Consider the following 21,786-nt stretch of genomic DNA (forward strand, 5'->3'; position numbering starts at 1 on the left):
GGGGTGGCCCGCGGTTTCGGCCGCGGCCGCACGGCGATACTTAGCAATAACCGTGTCCGATGCCACCACCCGCGCCCGCGTGCTGCTGGCGGACGACCATTCCCTGATGCGCAGGCTGCTGCGCCGTGCGATCGACGCGCACCCGCAGCTCGAGCTCGTCGCCGAGGCCGCCGACGGTGCCGAAGCCCTCGCGCTCGCGCGGTCGCTCGCGCCCGACGTCGTCGTGCTCGATCTCGCGATGCCCGAGCTCGACGGGCTCCAGGTCGCGGGCTCGCTGCGCGCCGACCTGCCGGACTGCGCGATCCTCGTCTTCTCGGCGTTCGAGGCCGAGCGCGCGGCGAGCGCGGCGCTGGCCGCCGGAGCCGACCGCTACCTCGAGAAGGCCGCGGGCTTCGAGGCGGCGGCGCAGGCCGCGGCCGAGCTGGCCGTCACCCGCCGCTGAGCGGGACGAGCACGGTGAACTCCGAGCCCTCGCCGCGGCCGGGGGAGCGCGCGAGGATCGTGCCGCCGAGGCGCTCGAGCATCCGCCGCGCGACGGCCAGCCCCATACCGGTCCCCGGCTGATCGGAGACGCCCCGCTCGAAGAGCCCGAAGATGCGATCGAGCTCCTCGTCGGAGAGCCCGACGCCGTTGTCGGCGACGCGGACCTCGATGATCGTCTCGCCCTTCTCCGCGGCGATCACGATCCGCGGCGTGACGCCATCGCGGCGGTACTTGATCGCGTTGCTGATGACGTTCTGCAGCACGGCGGAGAGCTCGGTGCGCGGGACGTCGACCGCCGGCACGGGCTCCTGGACCTCGATCGCGGCCCCGCACTCGACGGCGGCGGCCCGCAGCGCGTCGATCGCGTCCCGGATCGCCACTTCCAGCGTGACCTGCTCGCCGGACTCGCGGCCCAGCGCCACCTGCGCGACCTCCATCAGCCCGCGGACCTGCCCGCTGAGCCGGCTCGCGGCCGCGTCGATGTGCTCCATCAGCTCGCGCTCGTCGGGGTCGAGGCGTTCGCGCGCCGCTTCGATCACGGCTCCCGCGCTGAGCCGGATCGAGTTCAGCGGCTCCTGCAGGTCGTGGCTGGCCGCGTAGGCGAAGCGCTCGAGGTCGGCGTTGGAGCGCTCCAGCAGCGCCGCACGCTCGCGCAGCTCCTCCTCGGCCTCCACGAGGTCGGTGATGTCGCGGATCATCGCCAGCGCGCCGTGCCAGCTCCCGTCGAGCAGCGTCAACGGCGCCACCGAGATCTGTGCCGGGAAGACGCTGCCATCGGCGCGGATGCGGTTCGAGCGCCCGCTGAGGGTCTCACCGGCGTTGACGCGCTCGATGATCTCGTGGACGCGCTCGCGCTCGCCTTCGGGCACGGTCAGCTCGACGTAGCTGCGGCCGATCGCGTCCTTGGCCGCGAGGCCGAACATCTGCTCGGCGCCGGGGTTCCAGGTCGCGATCCGGTCTTCGCGGTCGCGCGCGATGATCGCGTCCGGCGCGGCCTGGACGAGCGCCGCGAGCTGCATGCGGTCGGTCTCCGCGCGCCGCATCTCGGTCACCTCGGCGGCGATCACGCCGAGCGCCTCGGGGTCGCCGCCGGGCCCGGGGATCGGGAACTTCGTGGTGACGAAGGTCCAGTTTCCACCGCTCGACCCGCGCCACGTGTTCTCGAACGTCAGCGGCGCTCCGGCTTCGAGCACCGCGCGGTCCTGCTGCTCGAGCTGCTCGCCGAACTCGTCGCCCCAGATGTCGCGATCGGTGCTCCCGATGATCTCTTCCGGGGTGCGCCGGACCGCCTGGGCGCCGAGCGTGCTGAACATCAGGTAGCGGCCCGAGATGTCCTTGACCGCGAGCACGTTGGGCGCGTGCTCGACGAAGCGCTCGAGCATCCGCTGCGCGCGGCGGCGCGCGGAGATGTCGAGCACGATCAGCGCGGTGCCCTGCATCTTGCCGTCCGGGCCCATGATCGGGCTGGCGTTGAGCTCGGCCTCGACGTGCGAGCCGTCACGGCGCCGCGCGACCCCCTCGCGCCGGACCGTCTGCCCGGCGATGAGCGCGTCGCGCACGTCGGGCATCAGGTGCTGCTCGTGATCGGCGACCAGCACGCTGACGGGCCGGCCGATGACCTCGTCGGCGCGCCAGCCGTACAGGCGCTCGGCGGACGGGCTGAAGAAGAGGATGTCGCCCTGGCGATCGACGCCGACGATCGCCTCCTCGGCCGCGTCGACGATCGCCCGCAGCGTCGCGACGTCGGCTTCCGTCGCGAGCCGCTCGGTCACATCGCGAACCACGCCGACGGTGCCGAGGATGTCGCCGTCCGCGCCGCGGATGGGGGAGATGACGACCTCGGCGCGGAACCCGGAGCCGTCGCTGCGCAGCAGCCGGATCGGCAGCGTGACCCGGTCGACCTCGCCCGCGGTGACCCGCCGACAGGACTCGCGCGTCGCCGCACGCGCCGCCGGCTCGACGAGCGTGTCGATCGATTTTTGGCCCAGGATCTCGCTTTCGCGCACGCCGAAGAGCGCCTCGGCGGCCGGGTTGACCAGCCACAGGCGGTTCTCGAGATCGGCCGCGATGGTCGCGTCAGGCAGGCCGGCGAACGCCGCGGCCAGCCTCGCACCCTCGTCTGCATGCCCGCGGTGATCCGTCACTCCGCGACCCAGCATAGGTCTCATGCACCGGTCAGCCGCTCCAGAGCGGCCAACATCTCGGTGAATCCACTCTTGGCGACGACCGCGTCGACCAGTGGGCGGACGGCTTCGACCTCGGCCGTGTCGTCGGCGGCGGAGTGCAGGATCAGCTTCGCGCCCGGCTCGCGGTCGCGGAACGCCTGCACGAGCTCGAGCCCGCTCATGTCGGGAAGGTAGAGATCGAGCAGCACGGCGTCCTGGCCGCCGAGCAGCCGCAAGCCCTCGGCGGCGGTCGGCGCGGTGTCTGAGACCTCGTAGCGACCGTCGGAGCGCAGGAAGACTTTCAGCGCGAGCGCGACGGCCGGATGATCGTCGACCACGAGCACGCGCTTGGGCATCGGTGCGCACGCTACTGATCTTCCGAGGCGCCCGCGAGCGAGCGGACGCCTCGGTCCAGTCGACCGGTTAGTCGACCATCGGCGCGTAGAACTCGCGCTTGCGCTCCTGCAGGCGCGGGATCGCGTCCCCGAACCCGTGGGTCTTGAAGTGCTCGGTCTCCGTGTGGGCGGTGTAGGCGGCCTCGTCGACGTACTGCTCGTAGATGAAGAACTTCGTGGGGTCCTCGGGGTCGCGATTGGGGATGTACACGAGCACTCCCTCCTCGGCCCGCGACGGCTCCACCAGCGCCTGCAGGGCGGACGCGACCGCGTCCTCCTCGCCCGGCTTGGCGATCCACGTCACGGCGACGGTATAGGCCATGCTGCCTCTGCTTTCTCTTGGTCTTCGGTGGTGTCGGCGTGGCGGATCGGCCCTTCGGCCTCCCGCAACGGTTGTCCGTGGCGCCCGGCCCGGTGCGCGATGATCTCGGCGAGCACGGAGACGGCCGTCTCCTCGACGGTGGAGGCGCCGATGTCCAGCCCGCACGGGGCGAACACGCGCTCGATCTCCTCGTCGGTCACGCCGACGTCGCGCAGCCGCCGGTTGCGGTCCGACGTCGTGTTGCGCGAGCCGAGCGCGCCGATGTAGCCCGCGCCGGTGGAGAGCGCGGCCTGCACGGCGGGCACGTCGAGCTTGGGGTCGTGGGTGAAGATCAGGACCGCGTCGCGCGGCCCGAGCTCGACCCCTTCGAGGACCTTGTCCGGCCAGCCGATCTCGATCTCGGCGGCGGCGGAGAAGCGGCTCGACGCGAGGAACGCGGAGCGCGGATCGGCGATCGTCACCTGGTAGCCGAGGCCCTTGGCGAGCGGCGCGAGCGCGGCGGAGAAGTCGATCGCGCCGAAGACGACCATCCGCGGCGGCTCGGCCTGGATCGAGGAGTACACCCGCAGGCCGGAGCCGAGGCTCGAGCCGTCGGTGCCGAAGTCGCGCATGCTCGACCGGCCTTCGGCGAGCAGCCCGCGGGCCTCGCGCGCGGCGTTCTTGTCGAGCAGCTCTCCGCCGCCGAGGCTGCCGGTCACGCCGGCGGCGTCGACGAAGAGCTTGGCGCCCGCGCGCTCGCCGTCGACCAGCGTGACGAGCGCGGCCGGGGTGTGCGCGATCGTCGCCTCGAGATCGCGCAGGACCGCGTCGCGGTGCTCGTCCTTGAGCTCGTGGATGAAGATGTGGACGATCCCGCCGCACATCAGCCCGACGGTGCCGGCCAGCTCGTCGCTGATCCCGTAGGTGACCAGCTGCGGCGGTCCGCCCGCGTCGAGCATGTCCATCGCCGCGGCGGCCACCGCGCCCTCGACGCATCCGCCCGTGATCGAGCCCTCGATGCCGCCCTGATCGTCGATGTACATCGAGGCGCCGACGTCCAGCGGCGAGGAGCCGTCGACCTGCACCAGCAGGCCCGCGACGACCCGCCGGCCATCGCGCAGCCATCCGGCGACGGCGGCGGCGGTGTGCTGTACGGGTCGAGTCATCCGTGATCCTCCTCCTCGGCAAGCCGGTAAACGCGACGTGCGGTCCGGCCCAGGACGTCCGCGCGCACCTGGTCCGGATACTCGGCGAGGACACCGAGCCACGTATCAATGAGGCTAGAGAAGTCGGTCCACAGGCTTTCGATCGGGAAGTTCGATCCGAACATCGCGCGGCCAGGGCCGAAGGTGTCGAGGACGACCTTCGTCACGTCGGCGATCAGCTCAGGGTCCACTGTGTGGACGAACGTGCCCTGGCCGGAGAGCTTGACCGCGACGTTGGGGTGGTGGGCGAGCTGCGTGAGCGCCTCGCGCCACGGCTCGCCGGCGATCGGCATGCCCGCGTGGATCAGCACGAACGTCAGGTCGGGGTGGGCGGCCACGAGGCGCTGCGCCGACTCGAGCTGGTTCGGGAAGACCTGCAGTTCGAACAGCAAGCCCAGCTCAGGCAGCTTCGCGAGGTTTTCGTTGAACGTACGATCCGACGCCCGGTCGGGGCCGGTGGCAAAGCGAAACGCCTCCTGCTCATGCCAGTGCAGCTGCAGGCGGGTGCCGCGCAGCAGCGGTGAGACCTCGAGCTGCTCTCGCATCGTCGCGAGCGCGTCCGGGCTGAAGAGGTCCGCGGAGCCGACGATCGCGTGCGGCCAGCCGGTCCGCTCGTGCTGCTCCTGCACCCACGCGACTTCTTTGACCGAGTCCTCGAGCCGCCAGTTGGCCTGCACGTAGACGGACTGGCTGAACCCCTTCGCCTGCGCGTCGGCCTTGTACTCCTCGGCGGTGTACGCCTTGCCCTGCAGCGGCTCGTAGGGACCGAAGATGCGCGGGATCATCGGGCCGTCGAGCCAGGGGAGGCCCTGGGCCGGCCAGATGTGGTGATGCGCGTCGACGTAATTCAAATCCGTTGCACCTGTTCGAGAAGGGAGGGGAGATCACGCGCGCCGGCAAGGGCGTCGATGTCGTCCTGGATCGCCGCCATCGCGCGGGTGACCGGGCGGTAGTTCGGATCGAGGCCCAGCGGCGTCCACCACAGCAAGCGATGGCTCAGGCGCGAGAGCCGCTGCACCGCGTGGGCCATCACGGCGGGGTCGCCGCGTTCGAGGCCGTCGGAGAGGACGATCGTCAGCGCGCCGCGGGCGCGGTCGGCGTAGCGCGGCGTGTCGAGGAACTCCTGCAGCGCCGGGCCGATGCGGGTGCCGCCGTCGGCGTCCTCGACGGTCTCGGATACGTTGGCGAGCGCATGGTCGACGTCGCGGGTGCGCAGCTGCTTGGTGATCCGCGTCAGGCGGGTGCCGAACGTGAACGTCTCCGCCTGCGCGGCCCAGGCGAAGCGCAGATAGTCCGGTACCTGCGGGCGCAGCGAGCCGGAGACGTCGATCAACAGCAGCAGCGGGCGCGTGCGCTGCGGCCGGTCGCGGCGGGCCAGGTGGGTGATCTCGCCGGTGCGCGTCGCGGCGCGCAGCGTCCGGCGGAGGTCGATCTGCGGGCCACTGCGCGCCGGCCGGTGGCGCCGCGAGCGGATCGTCGGCAGGTGTTCGCGGATCGCCTTGCGCAGCGCGGCGAGGTCCTCGGCCGTGGGGTCGTAGGTGCGGCGGTTGGCGAGGTCGTGGACGCTCGCGCTGCGGCCGGTGCCCTCGGAGAGCTGGACGGGGTGCAGCTCGCCGTCGGCCTTGGGCCGCGGCGCCTGCTCCTCGCCCTCCTCCTGGGACTCGTGCTGCGGCGGGGCGCCGGCGAACCACTGCGCGAACAGCACGTCGAACGCCGGGAGGTCGTCGACGCGGGTCACGAGGGTCACGCGCGCCAGCCAGTAGAGGCGGGTGATGTCGGCCGGCGGGTTGTCGCGCAACGCGGTCAGGAAGTCGATCCGCTTCTCCGGGATCGGGCTCCACGCGTCGAGGAACCCGTCGAGCACCGCAGTCACAGGCCGAGGGCCTCCGCGTGCTCCAGGACGACGTCGGTGTCCTCGGCCTCCTTGAGCAGGAGCCCGAGCGAGCGGCGCAGCGCCAGCGGCCACGGCGCGCCCTCGCCGGTGAGCAGCTTCGCCGCCTGGGCCCAGTCGATCGTCTCGGCGATGCCGGGCGGCTTGATCAGCTTCAGCGCGCGCACGCCGGTGACGGCCGCGACCAGTGACGCGGCGGCCTCGTCCGCCAGGCCCGGCACGCGCGCGTCGATGATCGCCCGCTCGCGCTCGGCCTCGGGGAACGCGATCCAGTGATAGAGGCAGCGGCGCTTGAGCGCGTCGTGCAGCTCGCGCGTCCGGTTGGAGGTGAGCACCACGATCGGCGGCTCGACCGCCGCGATCGTCCCGAGCTCGGGGATCGTGATCTGGAAGTCGGAGAGGAACTCGAGCAGGAACGCCTCGAACTCCGAGTCCGCGCGGTCGATCTCGTCGATCAGCAGCACGCACGGCGTGCGCAGCGCGCGCAGCAGTGGGCGCTCCATCAGGTACGCGTCGGCGTAGAGGTCGCCGACCGGGCGGCCTTCTGCCTCGCACGAACGGATCGCCAGCAGCTGCTTGGGGTGATCCCACTCGTAGAGCGCCTGCGCCGCGTCCAGCCCCTCGTAGCACTGCAGCCGGATCAGCTCACGGTTCTGCGTGCGCGCGAGCACCTTCGCCAGCTCGGTCTTGCCCACGCCCGGCTCGCCCTCGAGGATCAAGGGCCGGCCGAGCGAGAGCGCGAGGTGGACCGCGGTGAGCAGTCCCTCGTCGGCGAGGTACCGCTCCTCCGCGAACCGCCGTTGGAGGTCTTCGGTCACGCGGTGGCCCGCAGCGCGTCGAGCCCGCGCAGCACCCGCTCAGGCGTGAAGGGCATCTCCTCCAGCCGCACCCCGCAGGCGTCGAAGATCGCGTTGGCGATCGCCGGGATCGGCGCGTTGGCGGTCATCTCGCCGATGCCCTTGGCTCCGAAGGGCCCGCTGGCGGCGGGGAACTCGATGATCTGGGACTCCATCACCGCGTTGTCCGCCGGCCCGGGCATCAGGTACTCCTCGAAGTCCCGCGGCCCGTGGTCGCGGTTCGGGTAGTAGGGCTCGGTCGTCTCGAACAGCGCGTGCGAGATGCCCATCCAGGCGCCGCCCTCGATCTGCTGCTTGGCCATCGCGGGGTTGATCGCGCGACCGACCTCGTAGACGTTGTGCAGCGCGGTGACCTCGACAACGCCGGTCTCGTCGTCGACGGTCACGTCGGCGACGGTGCAGGCGTGCGCCTGGCAGGAGTCCGGGTTCATCTCGCCCGTCTCGGGCACCGGGTAGGAGCGTTCCTTGAGGAAGATGCCCCGCCCGGAGATCGTGCGGCCGAGCTTGAAGTGCGCGGCCAGCGCGAGGTCGACGACGTGGATCTTCTTCTCGTCGGAGCCCTTGAGCTTGATGAAGCCGGTGCCGTCGGTCTCGAGGTCCTCGGCGTCGACCTCGAGCTCCTCCGCGGCGGCCGAGAGCATCGCCTCACGCGCCTCCTGGGCGGCCATGATCACCGCGTTGCCGACGCGGTGGGTGCCGCGCGACGCGAACGTCCCCATGCAGTGCGGGCCCGTGTCGGTGTCGGCGGTGTCGACGATGATGTTCTCGTAGGGGAGGCCGAGCGTCTCGGCCGCGACCTGCGCGGCGACGGTCTTCAGGCCCTGGCCGAGGTCCACCGACGACAGCGAGACGACGAAGTTGCCGGTCGTCGTCGCGTGCACCAGCGCCTGGGTCGGGTCCCCGCCCAGGTTCATGCCGGTCGGGTAGTTGACGGACGCGTACCCGCGTCCCGTAAGGATCGCCATCAGCGCGCCTCCTGCGACGACATCGACCGGTACTCCGCGCCCAGCTCGTGCCCGACGAGCTCCGCGGCCTTCTGGATGACCTCGATCAGCGCCGTGCCCTCGGCGATCTTGCGGTGCGCCTTCATGTCGCCGTCGCGGTAGGCGTTCTTCAGCCGCAGCTCCAACGGGTCCAGCTCCAGCGCCCGCGCGATCCGGTCCATCTGCGTCTCCAGCGCGAAGTCCCCGATCGTCACGCCGAAGCCGCGCATCGCGCTCGACGGCGTGCGGTTGGTGTAGATGCAGTAGGAGTCGACGTAGACGTTGGGGATGTTGTACGGGCCGGGCATGTGCGCCGCGGCCTTGGTCGTCGCGTACGGGCTGTGGCGCGAGTAGGCGCCGGCGTCGGCGTAGAGCGTGACCTTGCGGGCGACGATCCGCCCGTCGTTCATCACGCCGTCCTTGATGTAGATCCGCTCGGCGGCGCGCGGCGAGGAGACCTGCATCTCCTCCTCGCGGTCGTAGACGAACTTGACCGGCTTGTTGGTCGCCATCGCGGCGACGCAGGCGATCGGCTCGACGATCACGTCGACCTTGCCGCCGAAGCCGCCGCCGACGGTCCCGCCGACGACCTGCAGCTTGCCGAACGGCACGTCGATGATCAGCGCGGTGTTGTCGAGCGTGAAGAAGCACGCCTGCGTGTCGGAGTGGATCTTCAGCCGGCCGCTGGCCTGGGGGATGACGATGCAGCCCGTCGTCTCCGTCGGCGCCTGCTCGATCGGCCGCGACTGGTAGCGCCACTCGAAGACGTGGTCGGCCTGGGCGAAGCCCTCCTCGACGTCGCCGAAGCGCACGCGCCGGCAGTGGTAGTCCTCGTAGATGAAGTGGTTGGTCCCGTGCGGCTTGATCACCGGCGCCTCGGGGGTCAGCGCCTCCTCGACGTCGAGCACGTGCGGGAGATCCTCGTAGGTGACCTTGACCGCGGCGGCGCCTTCGCGGGCGGCGCGCTCGGAGGTCGCCACGACGGCGACGATCGGCTCGCCCCGGTACATCACCTTGCCCTCGGCCAGCACGGGCTCGTCGTCGTAGCCGACGTTGATCAGCTTCAGGACCGTGTACCAGTTGTTCGGCACGTCCTTGTAGGTGAGGACCTTCACGACGCCCTTGACCTGCTCGGCGGCGCTCGTGTCGACGTCGACGAGCGTCGCGTGATGGCGCTCGGACCGGTGCATGCGCAGGTGCAGCAGCCCGGTCGGGTTGACGTCCTCGAAGTACTGGGTGCGACCGGTGACGTGGCCCAGCGCGTCCGAGCGCTGGACCGGCTTGCCGATGACGTTGAAGCCGTTGGTGCTCATGCCACCGCCATCCGCTCGGCCGCGTCGAGGATCGCTTGAATGATGCTCTCGTAGCCCGTGCAGCGGCAGACGTTCCCGCTGATCGCGCGCACGACGTCCGCGCGGGTGGGGGTGGGGTTGTCGGCGAGCAGGGCCTCGGCGGCCATGATCATCCCCGGCGTGCAGAATCCGCACTGGGTGGCGAAGCCGTCCAGGAACGCCTGCTGCAGCGGCGCCAGCGTGCCGTCGGTGGGCGTCACGCCCTCGAGCGTCTTCACGCGCGAGCCGTTGACGGTCTCCACCGGCACCAGGCAGGACATGACGGCGTCGCCGTCGAGCAGGCACGTGCACGTGCCGCACGTCCCGACGCCGCACCCGCGCTTGGTCGCGGTCAGGCCGAGCGTGTCGCGTAGCGCGCTGAGCAGCGTGGTGCCGGGCTTGGCGATGAACTCCTCGTCGGATCCGTTGACTTCGAGCTCGATGACTGTTGACGGCATGCGCTTACTCCTCCGTGAGCGCTCGGCGGACGTGGACCGGGAGAACGCGGCGGCGATACCACGCGCTGGCGTAGGCGTCGTCGAACGGGTCGGCGGCCTCGACGGACAGCTCGGCGGCCTTGGCGATGTCACCTTCGGCCAGCGCCGCCTCGGCGGCGGTGGCCCGGACCGGCCGCGGCGCGACGCCGCCGAGCGCGATCCGCGCGCCGTCGGAGGCGACCGTGACGATCGAGGCGGAGTTCTGGCGCCGGCGCATCGCCTTCGTGTAGAACCAGCGCTCGGGCTCCTTGAAGCTGATCGACGTGACCAGGCCCTCGGCTTCGAGCACGCCGACCTCGCGGGCCCCGTCGGCGTCGATGATGCTCACCGTGGCGTCGAGCGCGAGCAGGCAAACGGCCAGGTCGCCGTGCGGCTGGCGGGCGAACAGGTTGCCGCCGATCGTGGCAAGGTTGCGGATCGTCGGGGACGCGATCGACTCGATCGCATCGTGCAGGAACGGGACCTCGCGGCCGACCCGCGCGAGCGTCGTGGCGGCGCCGATCGTCAGCGTGTCACCGTCGCGCTCGATGCCGGTCAGACCCACCCGGCGCAGGCTGACCAGCGACGTCGTCGGCCCCACGTGCGGCATCACCGACGTCCCGCCGGCGAGCAGGACGCCGGCGCCGAGCAGGCCGACGGCCTCGTCGACGGACTCCGGAAGATGCACGTTCATGCCTCGATCACCGGGTTGCGCAGCACCCCGACCCCCTCGATCTCGCATTCGACCACGTCACCCTGCTTCAGGGAGCGCTTGGGCTCCATGAACTCGCCGCACCCCCACGGCGTGCCCGTGAGGATCACGTCGCCGGCCTCGAGCGTGAAGGAGTGCGAGCAGAAGCTGATCAGCTCCGCGACGCCGAAGATCATCTCCGAGGTGTTGGAGTCCTGCATGACCTCGCCGTTGACCCGCGTGATCAGCTTGAGGTTCTGCGGGTCCTCGACCTGCACGAGCTCGGAGCCGAGCGGGCAGAAGGTGTCCAGCGACTTCGCGCGCACCCACTGGCCGTCGGCGAACTGGACGTCGCGGGCGGAGACGTCGTTGGCGACGGTGTAGCCGCGGACGTAGGAGAGCGCGTCGGCTTCCGCGACGTCCTTCGCGTCGCGGTCGATGACGACGGCGAGCTCGACCTCCCAGTCGACGCGCTCGGTGATCGCGCGGGGAATCCGGATCTCGTCACCGTCGCCGATCACCGCCGTCGTGAACTTCGTGAACACGAGCGGTTTCTCGGGCGGCGTCGCGCCCGATTCCCGCACGTGATCCATGTAGTTCAGTCCGATCGCAACGATCTTCATTCCGTCACCGCCCGTTCGACGTTCTCCAAGTGCTGCAGCATCGCGGCATACGCCGCATCGGGTTCGTGGGCCGCGATGGCGGCCACGATGTCCCGGTGGTCGTGCGCGCTCTGCTCGCGCACGGGGCCGAGGCGGCCGGTGCGCCGCCGGCTGGCGATGCCCATCCCCGCGATCGACTCGAGCAGCCGCTCGAGCACGGCGTTGTTCGCCGCCTGGGCGATCCGCGCGTGCAGCTCGATGTCGGCCCACATGAAGGCCTCGGCGTCGCCGAGGGCGCTCGCGCTCGCCTCCGCGCACTGGTGCAGCTCTTGAGCTTCGGCTTCGGTGATGCGCTGCGCGGCGAGCTTGGCGAGACCCGGCTCGACCAGCTTGCGCGCCTCGAAGAGCTGCTGGAGGCCGGAGTCGCTCAGCGCCAGGACCAGGCCCACCGAGCGCATCAGCGACCCGGGCTGCAGGTTCGTCAGGTACGTGCCGTCGCCGTGGCGCATCTCGGCCACGCCGAGCATCGCCAGCGCGCGCAGCGCCTCGCGCAGGGAGGAGCGGCTGACGCCCATCGTCGCGGCGAGTTCGCGCTCCGGCGGAAGGCGGTCGCCCGCCTTGAGCTGGCGCTCGGTGATCAGGTCGATCAGGCGCGCGGCGATCTGATCGGGCAGCGCGTCGCGGGTGACCGTGCCGAAGGCAATTGGCCGGACCATTGGACCAGCCACGCTATCACGCCCGTCGTTCCGGGGGACGGAGCGTGTAGGTTTGAAAACGGGATGAGGGGCGTATGAGAGACCGGAATTTGGTCGAATTGGTGGGGATTCACAAGGCGTTCGGCGACAACGTCGTCCTCGACGGCGTCGACCTGAGCGTTACCCGCGGCGAGGTGATCGTGATCGCCGGGCCTTCGGGCTCGGGCAAGTCGACGATGCTGCGCTGCGTCAACGGGCTGGAGACGGTCGACAGCGGCGAAGTCCGCTTCGACGGCCGGCCGGTGACCCCCGGCAAGGGCCTCTCCGCGTTGCGGGCCCAGATCGGGTTCGTCTTTCAGCAGTTCCACCTCTTCCCGCATATGACGGTGCTGCAGAACATCACGCTGGCACCGGTGAAGGTGAAGGGCATCGCGGCCGACACGGCCCGGACGACGGCGCATCAGCTGCTCGAGCGGGTTGGCATCGCCGAGAAGGCCGAGCAGTTCCCGGCCGACTTGTCAGGAGGACAACAACAGCGGGTGGCGATCGCGCGGGCGCTCGCCATGGACCCGCAGTTGATGCTCTTCGACGAGCCGACCTCGGCGCTTGACCCGGAGATGATCCGGGAGGTGCTCGACGTCATGCGCGACCTCGCGCGTGACGGCATGACGATGCTGGTCGTCACCCACGAGATGGGCTTCGCCCGCGAGGTGTGCGACCGGCTGGTGTTCATCGACGGCGGTCAGATCGTGGAGGAGGGACCGCCGGCCGAGTTCTTCGCCAACGCGCAGTCGGAGCGGGCGCGGGAATTCGTGGACAAGATCATCCACCACTAGGGGAGGGCTGGGGAATGCAGGTATCTCGATGGCTGGGCGTCGCGCTCAGTGCGGGTGTGCTGGCGATGGCGGGATGCGGTGGTGACGACGACGCGGGCGGTTCCGGCACGCCGGCCGCCAGTGGGTCCACGCCGGCCGCGACGGCCGAGAAGTTCGCGGCGGACACGACGTTGGGCAAGATCCAGGCCAAGGGCGAGATGACGATCGGCGTCAAGTTCGACGTGCCGCCGTTCGGCGTCAAGAACCCGCAGTCGGGCGAGGTCGAGGGCTTCGACGTGGAGATGGGCAAGGCGGTCGCCGCCAAGCTCGGCGTGAAGCCGAAGTTCATCGAGGCGATCTCCGACAACCGGATCCCGTTCCTGGAGGACGGGACGGCGGACCTGATCCTCTCGACGATGACGATCAACGAGGAGCGGGTCGGGCAGATCGCGTTCTCGGACCCGTACTTCATCGCGCGCGGGCGGGTGCTCGTGCCGGGTGACTCGGCGATCACCGGCGTGTCCGACCTGGCGGGCAAGAACGTCTGCACGGCACTGGGCTCGACCTACGAGGCGAACCTGAAGAAGCAGGCGCCCGACGCCAAGCTCAAGCTCGTGGACTCTTACTCGGAGTGCCTGGAACTGGTGCAGAACGGCGCGGTCGACGCGGTCTCGACCGACGACGTGATCCTCACCGGCATGATCATCCAGGACGACACGCTCAAGCTGGTCGGCGACCAGTTGACGCAGGAGCCCTACGGCGCCGGCATCAAGAAGGACGACACCCAGATGGTCGACTTCGTCAACGGGGTCTTCAAGGGCCTCAAGGACGACGGCACCTGGGCCAAGCTCCACCAGGAGTGGATCGGCAAGTACACCGGCGAGAAGGGCGAGGTCCCCAACATCTCCGTCGACGAAGCCGTCGAGCTCGTCAAGAACAACTGAGCGTTGCTCAACGTCCTCACGGATCACTGGTCCGAGTTCAGCTCGGGCTTCTGGGTGACGGTGCGCCTCGTGGTGATCTCGTTCGGGATCGCCATGGTCGTCGGCACCCTCGTGGCGGCGTTGCGCATCGCGCCCTCGAAGGGGCTGCAGCGGGTGGGCGGGGTGTATGTGGAGATCTTCCGCAACATCCCGCTGCTCGTGCTGCTGTTCATCTCCTACGCAGGGCTGCGGCGCGGCGGGGTGGACATCAACGCGTGGGTGGCGGGTACGGCGTCGCTGGGGCTCTACACCGCCGCCTATGTCGCCGAGGCGCTGCGCTCGGGCGTATTCAGCGTGGGGAAAGGGCAGATCGAGGCGTCGCTGTCGCTCGGGTTCTCCTACGCGGAGACGTTGCGGCGGATCGTTTTGCCGCAGGCGTTTCGCACGGTGATCTCGCCGCTCGGGTCGCTGACGATCGCGATGATCAAGAACTCGGCGATCATCGGCGTGTCGCTGCTCGCGCTGCCTGACCTGCTGAAGGAGGCGCGGATCGTGCAGGCGCGCACGTTCCAGACCGACGAGACGTTCTTCTGGGCCGCCGTCGGCTACCTGATCCTCACGGGCACCGTGACGCTCGTCATCCGCAACCTCGAGCGCCGGTTCGCGATTCGCAGATGAACTATCTCTTCGATCCGGACAACTGGGAGTGGCTGACGACCGGCAACAACGTCCGCTTCATCCTCGAGGGTTTCCTGATCAACCTCGAGATCGCGCTGGTCTCGATGGTGCTGGCGCTGATCTTCGGGCTGGCGCTGGCGCTCCTGCGGCTCTCGACCGCTCGCCCGGTGAGCGTCGCCGCGGGCGCGTGGATCGACCTCTTCCGCAACCTGCCGCTGATCTTCCTGATCCTCTACTTCGCGCTGGGGCTGCCGTCGTCGTGGAAGCGGGCGTGGGAGGACGCGATGCCGGCGTGGGCGCCGGAGGCGTTCCAGTCGGGGCTCGTGCTGGGCGCGCTTTTGGGGCTCGTCCTGTACAACAGCGCCGTCCTGGCGGAGATCATGCGCGCCGGCATTCTCTCGCTGCCCCGCGGGCAGAGCGAGGCCGCCGCGGCGCTGGGCATGACCTACCGGCAGTCGCTGCGCCACGTGATCCTGCCGCAGGGCCTGCGGCGGATGGTGCCGGCGACCGTGTCGCAGCTGATCACCCTCAACAAGGACACGACGCTGGTCTCGATCATCGCCATCACCGAGGTGATGCGGCGTGCGCGGATCGTCACCGCCTCGAACTTCTTCACCGTCGTCGAGGCGCCGATCCTGCACGTCTTCATCTTCGTCGGGCTGCTGTTCGTGATCGTCAACTACTCGCTCTCGCGGCTGTCGCGGCGGCTGGAACTGCGCGAGCGCAAGCTGACGGGCACGCAGATGAAGCGCGTCCGCGGGCTCGAGGACCAGGTGACGGTCGACCCCGTCTAGGGTTCGCGCCGTCCTATGTCCCACCTTCCGTATCTGACCGGCGACGACGTCGCCCGCCACCTGACCCCCGTCGTCGCGATCGACGCGTTGCAGGCCGCGCTCACGGCCGGCTTCGACCCGGAGACCGACCCGCCGCGGCGGTTCGTCTCACTCGAGGGCGGCGACCTGATCATGATGCCCTCCGAGCTGGGCGGGCACCTCGCCGTGAAGCTCGTGACGATCGGCGGCGACCCGCGCGTGCAGGGCGTCGTGGTCGTCTTCTCGAGCGAGACGCTCGCGCCGGTCGCGGTGATCGACGGGATCGCGCTGACCAATGTGCGCACGTCGGCGGTCTCCGCGCTCGCGGTGCGGCACCTCGCTTCTGCCGACGCCTCGCGGCTGTTGATCTTCGGGCGCGGCCCGCAGGCGCACGCGCACGTGGAGGCGATCTCGGCGATCCGCCCGATCGCCCACGTCGACCTCGTCGGGCGCGAGGCGGGCGGCGCGCCCGAGTTGGTCGCCGCCGCCGACGTCATCTGCTGCTGCACGACGTCCTCGACGCCGCTGTTCGACGGGTCGCTCGTGCGCGACGGCGCCGTGGTCGTCGCGATCGGCACGCATGACGCGGACGCGCGCGAGACCGACGACGCGCTCGTCTCGCGCGCGAGCGTGATCGTGGAGTCGCGCACGTCCGCGCTGCGCGAGGCGGGTGACGTGGTCTGCGCGATCGAGTCCGGCGCCCTGTCAGCGGACGCGCTCGTCACGCTCTCCGAGCTGGTGCGCGGGAACGCGGAGATCGGCTCCGGGCCGCGGCTGTTCAAGAGCAGCGGCATGTCGTGGGAGGACGCCGTGATGGCAGGGAAGCTCACTACGCTCCTGCGATGACCCGGATCGCCTGCTGCCGGCTCGCCCCGCGCGTCGGCGAGCCGGCCTTCAATCGCGAGCTCGTGCTGCGCGGGCTGGACGGCGTGGACGCGGACATCGTCGTCCTCCCCGAGCTCGTCACCTCGGGCTACGTGTTCGCCTCCCGCGAGGAAGCGTCCGCGGCGGCGATCGCCGCCGACGATCCGCGGTTGCGCGAGTGGGGCTCGTTCGGCTCGCTCGTCGTCGGCGGGTTCTGCGAGGCGGGTGAGGACGGTGCGCTCTACAACAGCGCCGCGGTGGTCGACGGCAGCGGTGTGCTGGCCGTCTACCGCAAGACCCACCTGTGGGATCGCGAGCGCCTGATCTTCACGCCCGGCGACGTGGCGCCGCCACTGCTCGAGACGCCGTTCGGCCGCGTGGGCGTGCTGATCTGTTACGACATCGAGTTCCCGGAGATGCCACGCTCGCTCGCTCTGCGCGGCGCGGACCTGATCTGCGCGCCGGTCAACTGGCCGGTGATCGAGCGCCCGCCCGCCGGCGAGCACCCGCCCGAGCAGCTCACCGCGATGTCGTGCGCGCGCGTGAACCGCATCTTCATGGCGATCTGCGACCGCGAAGGCACCGAGCGCGGCGTCGAGTGGGTGGGTGGCACGGCGGTGATCGACGAGAACGGCTGGATCGCGGGCGCAACGTCTGCCGACGTCGACCTCATCCGCGCGCGCGACAAGGTCTATTCCGGCCTCAGCGACGCCTTCGCCGACCGCCGCCCCGAGCTCTACGGCGACCTCGTCTAGCGCTTCTCTTCCCAGTGTTGGACGGCGGCGCGGACGTGCGCCTCCATCAAATGCGCCGCGTCGTCTCCACGACGATCGGCCACGGCCTGTGCGATCTCGCGGTGCTCGGAGACGTCCGCGCCCTGCCACTCCACCTCGGTCGCGCGGCGTGAGAGCAGGCGGCGGCCCACTTCGACCAGCCACAGCGAGTCGAGGATGCGGACGTGCTCTTCGTTGCCGGTCGCGCGGGCGAGGACGAAGTGGAACTCGCGGCTGGCGTCGTGCGCCGCGCTGCCGGTGCGCGCCTTCTCCTCACGCGTGATCGCGCGCTCCAGCTCGCTCAGGTGACGCTCGCTGCGGCGCTCGGCGGCCAGGCGGGCGATCCCCGGCTCGAGCAGCAGCCGCACCTCCAGCCGGCGCAGGACCGCGTCGAGGCTGAGCTCGGCGACCCAGAAGCCGCGGTTGGGGTGGGAGTCGACCAGACCTTCGGCGGAGAGCCGTCGCAGGGCTTCGCGCACGGGCGTCCGCGAGATGCCCAGGCGCTCCGCGAGCTCCACCTGCGCAAGCCGCGCACCGGGCGCGATGTCACCCGCGAGCACGAGCTCGCGAATGCGCTCGTAGGCGAGATCCACGACGCTGTCGACCTGAAGCATGAGCAGCACAGTAATGCATACATTATTTGTTCGCAAGGCCTTGACAGGCGAAACAGAATGGATACATTATGCGCCATGCCAGCCGCCGAAACGCATCGTCGGGTCCGCGTCGAACACGCTGGTGAGCCGGTGTGGGGGCGTCTGGACAGCGGCGCGATCGTGCTCGACACCGGCGAGCGGATCGCCGAGGCGCAGGCGCGCTACCTCGCGCCCGCGACGCCGTCGAAGATCATCGCCGTCCACCTGACGTACCGCAGCCGGGTCGAGGAGTACGCCGCGCGCATCCCGCCGCAGCCCTCGTACTTCATGAAGCCGCCGACCACGCTCAACGGTCACCGCGGCAGCGTCCGCCGCCCCGCGGGCACGCGCTTCCTCAACTACGAGGGCGAGCTCGCGGTCGTGATCGGCGAGCGCATGAAGGGCGTCAGCGCGGACGAGGCACTGACGTACGTCGCCGGCTACACGTGCGCGAACGACGTCGGCCTGCACGACTTCCGCCACGCCGACCGCGGCTCGATGCTGCGCGTCAAGGGCCAGGACGGCTTCCTGCCGCTCGGCCCCGAGCTCGTCCCCGCGGGCGAATTCGACCCCACCGACTTCACCCTGCGCACGTACCTCAATGGCGAGGTCGTCCAGGAGGCGCACGCGAGCGATCTGCTGTTCGCCGTCGCCTACCAGCTGGCCGACCTGTCGCGGCTGATCACCCTCGAGCCCGGGGACGTGATCCTCACCGGCACGCCGGCCAATTCCCGTCCCATGGAGCCCGGTGACACCGTCGAGGTGGAGATCGACGGCATCGGCCGGCTCACGAACTCCGTCCAGGAGTGGGACGTTGACCTGTCGGGGCCGGGCGATCAGCCCGAGACCTCGGCGCAGACCCTGCATGTGGCGCTCGCGATTCCGGAGGAGGAAGCCGAGCGCATGGTCGAGGAGAGGACCGCCCGATGACCCGAGTCCACGTCGATATGAACCTGTGCCAGAGCCACGGCGAGTGCGTGTACGTCGCGCCTGACATCTTCGAGCTCGGTGACGACGACGTCCTGCGCTGGCGCGAGGAGATCTCGCCCGAGGAGCGCGAGGTCGCCCAGGAGGCCGCCGACGCCTGCCCGATGCTGGCCATCCGGCTCGAAGGCTGATGCGCCCGATCGTCATCGTCGGCGCCTCGCTCGCCGGCCTGCGCGCGGCGACCGCCGTACGGGCGGCAGGCTGGGCGGGCCGCGTGGTGCTCGTCGGCGACGAGCCGCACAAGCCGTACACGCGCCCGCCGCTCTCCAAGGAGGTGCTCGACGGTCGCCACACGGTCGAGACCGGCGCCTTCCCGTGTGAGGAGCTCGACGTCGAGTGGCGCCTGGGCGAGCCGGCGACCGCCCTCGACGTGGCCGCGCGCACCGTCACGATCGGCGACGAGGCGGTCGAGTACGAGACGCTGATCATCGCCACCGGCACCCGCGCCCGCACCTGGCCGGGGGAGACGGCCGCGAACGTCTTCACGCTGCGAGACCGCGACGACGCCATCGCGCTCAAGGCCGCCTTGGCGACCGCCAAGACCGTCGCGATCGTCGGCGCGGGCTTCATCGGCTGCGAAGTGGCTTCGAGCGCCCGCAAGCTCGGCCTCGAGGTCACGCTGCTCGACGTCGCCGAGCAGCCGATGCTCGCGCTCGGTGCCGAGCTGGGTGCCCGCTGCGCGGCTCTGCACCGCGACCACGGCGTCGAGCTGCGTCTGGGCGCGCCCGCGGACCTCGCGGCGCTGGATCATGACGTGATCGTGGTCGCCCTCGGCGCGCTCCCGAACATCGAGTGGCTGGAAGGCTCGGGCCTGACTTTGGACCGTGGCGTGGTCTGCGACGCGAACCTGCAGGCCGCCCCGCACGTCTTCGCGGCCGGTGACGTCGCGGTGTGGCCGCACCCGCTGGCCGACGGCGAGCCCATCCGCGTCGAGCACTGGACGAACGCCGCCGAGCAGGGCGCGCACGCCGGCCGCAACGCACTGGCCGAGACGCCGAAGCCCTACGAGGCCGTGCCGTACTTCTGGACCGACCAATACGACGTCAAGATCCAGGCCGCGGGCCTTCCCGCCCGCGCGGAGCGCGTCGAGCTGATCGAGCCCGACGTCGCGGTCGGCGTCCGCGGGGAGCATGTCGTCTCGGTCGTGACGTTCAACGCTCCGCGCAAGCTGATGCAGTACCGCCGCCGGCTGGCAAGCCGCCCACGGCTCGACGAGCTGGTGTCGCTCGCATGATCCTCGTCCGCCAGCACGGCGAATCCGGGCCGCCGGCGCTGCTGGGGGAGTGGCTCGACGCGCGTGGCATCGCCTACGTGGTCAGCGACTCGCGCACCAACCACACGCCGGACGTGCGCGAGTTCGAGGCCGTCGCCAGCCTCGGCTGCCGCTACTCGCCGGTCGACGCCGACGTGCCGCAGGTCGCGGCCGAGATCGCGCTGATCACGCGCGCCGTCGAACACGACGTCCCGGTCCTCGGCCTGTGTTACGGCGGCCAGGTGCTCGCCCACGTGCTCGGCGGCACGATCGAGGCCGCTCCGACGCCCGAGTTCGGCTGGCGCGAGATCGAGACCGACGAGCCGGACGCCGTTCCGAGCGGGCCGTGGCTGCTGTGGCACTACCAGCGCTTCACCGTCCCGCCGGGGGCAACGGCGATCGCCCGGACCAGGGACGCCACGCAGGCGTTCCGCCACGGCCGCCATCTCGGCCTGCAGTTCCATCCCGAATCCACGACGGACATCGTCGAAGGCTGGGCTCGCAAGGACGTCGAGAAGCTCAAGACCGTCGGCGTGACCGACGGTCTGGCGCTGATCGAGGCGCCTGCCGAGCAGCAGGACGCGGCGAGGCAGGCGGCGTTCCGCCTCTTCGACGCCTTCAGAGGAGAGAGCGCATGATCGAGGAGAGAGGGTTGATGGCCCGCCCGCCGGAGCTCAACGACCAGTCCGTGACATCGGTGCGGGTGGTCTACAGCGACCTGCACGGCGTCACCCGCGGCAAGGACGTCCCGATCGGCGAGTTCGATCGCGCGGCCGAGCACGGCCTCGCGTTCTGCTCGGCGATCATGGGCACCGACCTGCGCCACACGCCGGTGGTGGGTGGGGAGGCCGGCTACCCGGACCTCGTCGCCAAGCCGGACCTGAGCACGCTCACGCTGCTGCCGTGGGAGCCGGGCGTCGCTTGCTGCATCGCCGATCTGGAGCCCGTGAGCGGCACGAGCGCCGCGCCCGCCGACCCGCGCGGCGCCGTGCGCAAGGCCGTCGCCGCGTTCGAGGAACTCGGCTACAGCCCGATCTCCGGCCCCGAGCTCGAGTTCTTCCTCTGCGTCGCCGACCCGAGCGCGCCCAACGGCATCCGCCGCTACGTCGACCACCTGAGCATGGTCTACACCGTCGGCCCGCAGGCGGACCCGAAGGGCGTCGTGCGCCAGATCACGGAGGCGTTGTCGCGGCTCGGCATGGGCACGTTCGCCGCCAACCACGAGTTCATGAACTCGCAGTACGAGATCAACCTCCGCCACGCGCCCGCGCTGACCGCCGCCGACCGGGCCTTCCGGCTCAAGAGCGCCGTGAAGGACGTCGCCGCGATCCACGGCCTGATCGCGACCTTCATGGGCAAGCCGTTCAACGACCAGGGCGGCTCGGGGTTCCACTTCCACTTCTCGCTGGACCGCGAGGACGACAACGCGTTCGCCGACCACGGCGACCCGGACGGCGTGTCGGACACGTTGCGTCACTTCACCGCCGGCATCCTCGCGCACGCCCACGCGCTGACCGCGTTCCTGAACCCGACGATCAACGCGTACCGGCGCCTGGTCCCCGACTCGCTCGCGCCCACCCACGCCAACTGGGGCTGGGACAACCGCACGAGCTTCATCCGCATTCCCGCCGAGCGCGGCCGCGCGTCGCGGGTCGAGGTTCGCGTCGGCGACGGCAGCGCGAATCCCTATCTCGCCACCGCCGCGCTGCTGTTCGCCGGCCTGCACGGCGTAAGGGAGGAGCTGCCGCTCGGCCCGCCCGTCGGCGGCGACGCCTACACGCTCGACGACCCGGGTGAGCCGCTGCCCACCAGCCTCGAGCAGGCGCTCGACGCGCTCGAGGCCGACACCGTCCTGCGCGACGCCATGGGCCCGCAGATCGTCGACACCTTCCTCGCCGTCAAACGCTTCGAGGTCGAACGCCATCGCACGTGGGTGTCCGACTGGGAGCTGGCCGAGTACCTCCACCACCTCTAG

At 70.6% G+C, this 21,786-nt stretch carries 26 protein-coding genes; 12 read left to right on the plus strand and 14 right to left on the minus strand.

All coding sequences use genetic code 11. From position 1 onward, the window contains the following. The first annotated feature begins 52 nt into the window (after positions 1-52). Positions 53-442 (plus strand): response regulator transcription factor, encoded by a 390-nt coding sequence (locus OM076_RS11860; RefSeq protein ID WP_270040103.1) that lies wholly within the window; start codon positions 53-55, stop codon positions 440-442. Here OM076_RS11860 and OM076_RS11865 read toward each other — a convergent pair. From OM076_RS11865 to OM076_RS11925, 13 genes are all read right to left on the minus strand, one after another. Beyond that, on the minus strand, positions 429-2,627 hold the full coding sequence (locus OM076_RS11865) for a PAS domain-containing sensor histidine kinase (protein ID WP_270040104.1): 2,199 nt from the start codon (positions 2,625-2,627) through the stop codon (positions 429-431). The genes OM076_RS11860 and OM076_RS11865 overlap by 14 nt on opposite strands. A 20-nt stretch (positions 2,628-2,647) precedes the next feature. Further along, entirely contained in the window at positions 2,648-3,004 is a 357-nt protein-coding gene (locus OM076_RS11870) for a response regulator (protein ID WP_270040105.1), read from the minus strand. 67 nt (positions 3,005-3,071) lie between these two features. Beyond that, entirely contained in the window at positions 3,072-3,365 is a 294-nt protein-coding gene (locus tag OM076_RS11875) for a putative quinol monooxygenase (protein WP_270040107.1), read from the minus strand. Continuing rightward, positions 3,344-4,510 (minus strand): XdhC family protein, encoded by a 1,167-nt coding sequence (locus OM076_RS11880; protein WP_270040109.1) that lies wholly within the window; start codon positions 4,508-4,510, stop codon positions 3,344-3,346. The genes OM076_RS11875 and OM076_RS11880 overlap by 22 nt, the downstream gene beginning before the upstream one ends. After that, positions 4,507-5,400: an amidohydrolase family protein gene (locus tag OM076_RS11885; RefSeq protein WP_270040110.1), complete on the minus strand. Its 894-nt coding sequence runs from the start codon at positions 5,398-5,400 to the stop codon at positions 4,507-4,509. The genes OM076_RS11880 and OM076_RS11885 overlap by 4 nt, the downstream gene beginning before the upstream one ends. Then, positions 5,397-6,422 carry a vWA domain-containing protein gene (locus OM076_RS11890; RefSeq protein ID WP_270040111.1) on the minus strand — a complete coding sequence of 342 codons (1,026 nt, stop codon included), beginning with the start codon at positions 6,420-6,422 and terminating at the stop codon, positions 5,397-5,399. Before OM076_RS11890 ends, OM076_RS11885 begins: the two co-directional genes overlap by 4 nt. After that, positions 6,419-7,258 (minus strand): AAA family ATPase, encoded by an 840-nt coding sequence (locus tag OM076_RS11895; protein WP_270040112.1) that lies wholly within the window; start codon positions 7,256-7,258, stop codon positions 6,419-6,421. The genes OM076_RS11890 and OM076_RS11895 overlap by 4 nt, the downstream gene beginning before the upstream one ends. Further along, the gene (locus OM076_RS11900; protein ID WP_270040113.1) at positions 7,255-8,262 is read right to left on the minus strand and encodes a xanthine dehydrogenase family protein molybdopterin-binding subunit; all 1,008 of its coding nucleotides are present in this window, start codon (positions 8,260-8,262) and stop codon (positions 7,255-7,257) included. Before OM076_RS11900 ends, OM076_RS11895 begins: the two co-directional genes overlap by 4 nt. After that, positions 8,262-9,593, minus strand: coding sequence for a xanthine dehydrogenase family protein molybdopterin-binding subunit (locus OM076_RS11905; RefSeq protein ID WP_270040114.1), 1,332 nt, complete (start codon positions 9,591-9,593; stop codon positions 8,262-8,264). The genes OM076_RS11900 and OM076_RS11905 overlap by 1 nt, the downstream gene beginning before the upstream one ends. Further along, complete coding sequence (locus tag OM076_RS11910; RefSeq protein ID WP_270040115.1) at positions 9,590-10,069, minus strand: (2Fe-2S)-binding protein; 480 nt, start codon at positions 10,067-10,069, stop codon at positions 9,590-9,592. Before OM076_RS11910 ends, OM076_RS11905 begins: the two co-directional genes overlap by 4 nt. A 4-nt stretch (positions 10,070-10,073) precedes the next feature. Then, entirely contained in the window at positions 10,074-10,781 is a 708-nt protein-coding gene (locus OM076_RS11915; RefSeq protein ID WP_270040116.1) for an FAD binding domain-containing protein, read from the minus strand. Beyond that, complete coding sequence (locus OM076_RS11920; RefSeq protein WP_270040117.1) at positions 10,778-11,401, minus strand: fumarylacetoacetate hydrolase family protein; 624 nt, start codon at positions 11,399-11,401, stop codon at positions 10,778-10,780. The genes OM076_RS11915 and OM076_RS11920 overlap by 4 nt, the downstream gene beginning before the upstream one ends. After that, positions 11,398-12,096 carry a FadR/GntR family transcriptional regulator gene (locus tag OM076_RS11925; RefSeq protein ID WP_270040118.1) on the minus strand — a complete coding sequence of 233 codons (699 nt, stop codon included), beginning with the start codon at positions 12,094-12,096 and terminating at the stop codon, positions 11,398-11,400. Before OM076_RS11925 ends, OM076_RS11920 begins: the two co-directional genes overlap by 4 nt. A gap of 74 nt (positions 12,097-12,170) precedes the next feature. On the opposite strand from OM076_RS11925, the gene OM076_RS11930 reads away from it, so the two are divergent. From OM076_RS11930 to OM076_RS11955, 6 genes are read left to right on the plus strand one after another with little or no spacing between them, the layout of a single operon-like run. Continuing rightward, positions 12,171-12,911: an amino acid ABC transporter ATP-binding protein gene (locus tag OM076_RS11930; protein WP_270040119.1), complete on the plus strand. Its 741-nt coding sequence runs from the start codon at positions 12,171-12,173 to the stop codon at positions 12,909-12,911. A 14-nt stretch (positions 12,912-12,925) separates the two neighbouring features. After that, complete coding sequence (locus OM076_RS11935) at positions 12,926-13,834, plus strand: glutamate ABC transporter substrate-binding protein (protein WP_270040120.1); 909 nt, start codon at positions 12,926-12,928, stop codon at positions 13,832-13,834. 3 nt (positions 13,835-13,837) lie between these two features. Beyond that, positions 13,838-14,491, plus strand: a complete 654-nt coding sequence (locus OM076_RS11940; RefSeq protein ID WP_270040121.1) for an amino acid ABC transporter permease — start codon at positions 13,838-13,840, stop codon at positions 14,489-14,491. Continuing rightward, positions 14,488-15,285: an amino acid ABC transporter permease gene (locus OM076_RS11945; RefSeq protein WP_270040123.1), complete on the plus strand. Its 798-nt coding sequence runs from the start codon at positions 14,488-14,490 to the stop codon at positions 15,283-15,285. Before OM076_RS11940 ends, OM076_RS11945 begins: the two co-directional genes overlap by 4 nt. A 15-nt stretch (positions 15,286-15,300) precedes the next feature. Then, positions 15,301-16,149: an ornithine cyclodeaminase family protein gene (locus OM076_RS11950; RefSeq protein ID WP_270040125.1), complete on the plus strand. Its 849-nt coding sequence runs from the start codon at positions 15,301-15,303 to the stop codon at positions 16,147-16,149. After that, the gene (locus tag OM076_RS11955) at positions 16,146-16,922 is read left to right on the plus strand and encodes a nitrilase-related carbon-nitrogen hydrolase (protein ID WP_270040126.1); all 777 of its coding nucleotides are present in this window, start codon (positions 16,146-16,148) and stop codon (positions 16,920-16,922) included. Before OM076_RS11950 ends, OM076_RS11955 begins: the two co-directional genes overlap by 4 nt. Here OM076_RS11955 and OM076_RS11960 read toward each other — a convergent pair. Next, positions 16,919-17,554: a GntR family transcriptional regulator gene (locus tag OM076_RS11960; RefSeq protein WP_270040128.1), complete on the minus strand. Its 636-nt coding sequence runs from the start codon at positions 17,552-17,554 to the stop codon at positions 16,919-16,921. The two genes, OM076_RS11955 and OM076_RS11960, sit on opposite strands and share 4 nt — an antisense overlap. Before the next feature lie 75 nt (positions 17,555-17,629). Between OM076_RS11960 and OM076_RS11965 the strand changes: the two genes are divergently transcribed. From OM076_RS11965 to OM076_RS11985, 5 genes are read left to right on the plus strand one after another with little or no spacing between them, the layout of a single operon-like run. Further along, positions 17,630-18,502, plus strand: a complete 873-nt coding sequence (locus OM076_RS11965) for a fumarylacetoacetate hydrolase family protein (RefSeq protein WP_270040130.1) — start codon at positions 17,630-17,632, stop codon at positions 18,500-18,502. Beyond that, positions 18,499-18,690: a ferredoxin gene (locus tag OM076_RS11970; RefSeq protein WP_270040131.1), complete on the plus strand. Its 192-nt coding sequence runs from the start codon at positions 18,499-18,501 to the stop codon at positions 18,688-18,690. Before OM076_RS11965 ends, OM076_RS11970 begins: the two co-directional genes overlap by 4 nt. Further along, positions 18,690-19,793 (plus strand): NAD(P)/FAD-dependent oxidoreductase, encoded by a 1,104-nt coding sequence (locus tag OM076_RS11975; protein ID WP_270040133.1) that lies wholly within the window; start codon positions 18,690-18,692, stop codon positions 19,791-19,793. Before OM076_RS11970 ends, OM076_RS11975 begins: the two co-directional genes overlap by 1 nt. Then, entirely contained in the window at positions 19,790-20,449 is a 660-nt protein-coding gene (locus OM076_RS11980; RefSeq protein ID WP_270040134.1) for a type 1 glutamine amidotransferase, read from the plus strand. The genes OM076_RS11975 and OM076_RS11980 overlap by 4 nt, the downstream gene beginning before the upstream one ends. Then, on the plus strand, positions 20,446-21,786 hold the full coding sequence (locus OM076_RS11985; protein ID WP_270040135.1) for a glutamine synthetase family protein: 1,341 nt from the start codon (positions 20,446-20,448) through the stop codon (positions 21,784-21,786). The genes OM076_RS11980 and OM076_RS11985 overlap by 4 nt, the downstream gene beginning before the upstream one ends.

The organism is Solirubrobacter ginsenosidimutans (genome assembly GCF_027587205.1).